Source organism: Amycolatopsis jejuensis (assembly GCF_000717335.1).
Classification (GTDB): domain Bacteria; phylum Actinomycetota; class Actinomycetes; order Mycobacteriales; family Pseudonocardiaceae; genus Amycolatopsis; species Amycolatopsis jejuensis.
Genome location: NZ_JNYZ01000081.1, coordinates 1 through 1,749, shown reverse-complemented (window position 1 = coordinate 1,749; position 1,749 = coordinate 1). Strand labels below are relative to the sequence as shown.

At 68.0% G+C, this 1,749-nt stretch carries 2 protein-coding genes; both read left to right on the top strand.

The window, feature by feature from the left end:
• Positions 1–1,453 (top strand): alpha-N-acetylglucosaminidase TIM-barrel domain-containing protein (locus tag OO71_RS46875; RefSeq protein ID WP_245633988.1); only part of this gene is annotated, 1,453 nt, incomplete at its 5' end.
• On the top strand, positions 1,429–1,749 hold a 321-nt coding region (locus OO71_RS51860; protein ID WP_245633987.1), incomplete at its 3' end, for an alpha-N-acetylglucosaminidase C-terminal domain-containing protein. The genes OO71_RS46875 and OO71_RS51860, both read left to right, overlap by 25 nt.

Genomic DNA, 1,749 nt, shown 5'->3' with positions numbered 1-1,749 from the left:
GCAGCATGCGGTGGCCGCTATTGTGCGGCTGAGTGGGCTCCCCGCCGAGCGGATTCAGGTGACGATCGATCCCGGGCTCGGGGACGGGTTCCGGGTATCAGCCGATGGTGGGGTCTTGCAGGTGACGGCGTCGGGTGCGGGGGCGGCGGTGGCGGGTTATGCCGCGTTCGCCCGCAAGACCGGTGTCGCGGTTGTGTCGCGGTTCGGTACGCGTCCGGTGGATCGTGAGCTGCCCGCGGATGTCGTGGTGGAGCGGCAGGCGCAGGTGGAGTCGCGGGTGGCCTATAACCTGACGGTGCCGGGGTACACGACGCCGTTTTTCGACTGGGCACAGTGGGAAGCGGAGCTGGATCTGCTGGCCGCGAGCGGGGTCACCGCCGCGCATGTGACGCTGGGTCAGGAACTCGCGTACGTGGATACGTTCACGCGGTTCGGATATGAGGAAAACGAGGTTCTGCGGTGGTTGGGGCCGCCGTCGCATCAGCCGTGGTTGTGGTTGAACAACATCGAGAATTTCGGTAAGGGCACGACGCGGGCGTTGGTGGACAAGCGCGCCGAGCTGGCGCGCACGGTGTTGGCGCGGATGCGTGACCTCGACATCACACCGATTCTGCCGGGGTTCATCGGGACGGTCCCGCCGGGGTTCGGAGAGCGCAACCCGGGCGCCCACGTGATCCCGCAAGGGCTCTGGTTCATGGACATTGCCGGGCCGCGGCGGCCGGACTGGCTCGACACGAGCACGCCGGAGTACGCGACGGTCGCGGCGGCCTACTACGCCGCGCAGAAAGCCGCGTTCGGCGCGAGTGGGTTGTGGGCGGCGGATCTGCTGCACGAGGGCGGGAAAACCGGCGGGGTCGACCTTGCCGAGGCTGCTCGTGGGGTGCAGCGGGCGATGCTGGCTGCTGACCCGGACTCGACGTGGGTGATGCAGGCCTGGATCGGCAACCCGCGCCGGGAAGTGCTGGAAGCGGTTGACCTGTCCCGGGTTTTCATCGTCGACCTGACCGGCGAAACCGCCGACATCGAGGGCGGATTCCTCGACGCGAAATGGGCCTTGGGTATCCTGCCGAACTACGGCGGCCGGACGACGGCCTACGGCGACCTGGCAGCCGTTGCCGCGACGCCCCAGCGCTGGGCCGAAGCGTCCCGGCTCTCCGGGCTGGCGAACATGGCCGAAGGTGTCGCGAACAACCCGGTGCTGTGGGACCTGTTCAGCGATCTCGCTTGGGCCGATGGGGAAATCCAGCTCGGACCCTGGCTCGACGAATGGACCACGGCCCGCTACGGCGTCGCCGACGAACACGCCCGCCGGGCCTGGCAGACGCTGATCGGAGCCGCGTTCGGGGCGTGGCGGCACGAAAACCAGGGCACCACTCCGGGATTCCGAGTTTGCGGGCGAATCAGGCGAGTATGGTGGGTCCGCGGGCGTTGGGCTATCCGGAGGATGCGTTGATCCCGGCGTTGCGGGACCTGCTGACTGCGGCGGGTTCGGTGGCGACGCGGGGGTTCCGGTATGACCTGGCCGATGTCGCCCGTCAGGTGGCCGAAGACGCCGCTCGTGCTGCCCTGCGCGCCGTCGCCCGAGCGGCGGAGGCGAAGGACCTGGCTGACTACGACCAGCGGGTCGCGGATTTCCTGCAGTTGATTGATGCGCAGGAAACCCTGTTGCGTGCGAGTGAGGATTTCCTGCTGGGTAAGTGGCTGGCTGATGCCCGGTCTTGGGGTTCGACCGTGGATGAGGGTTGTTAC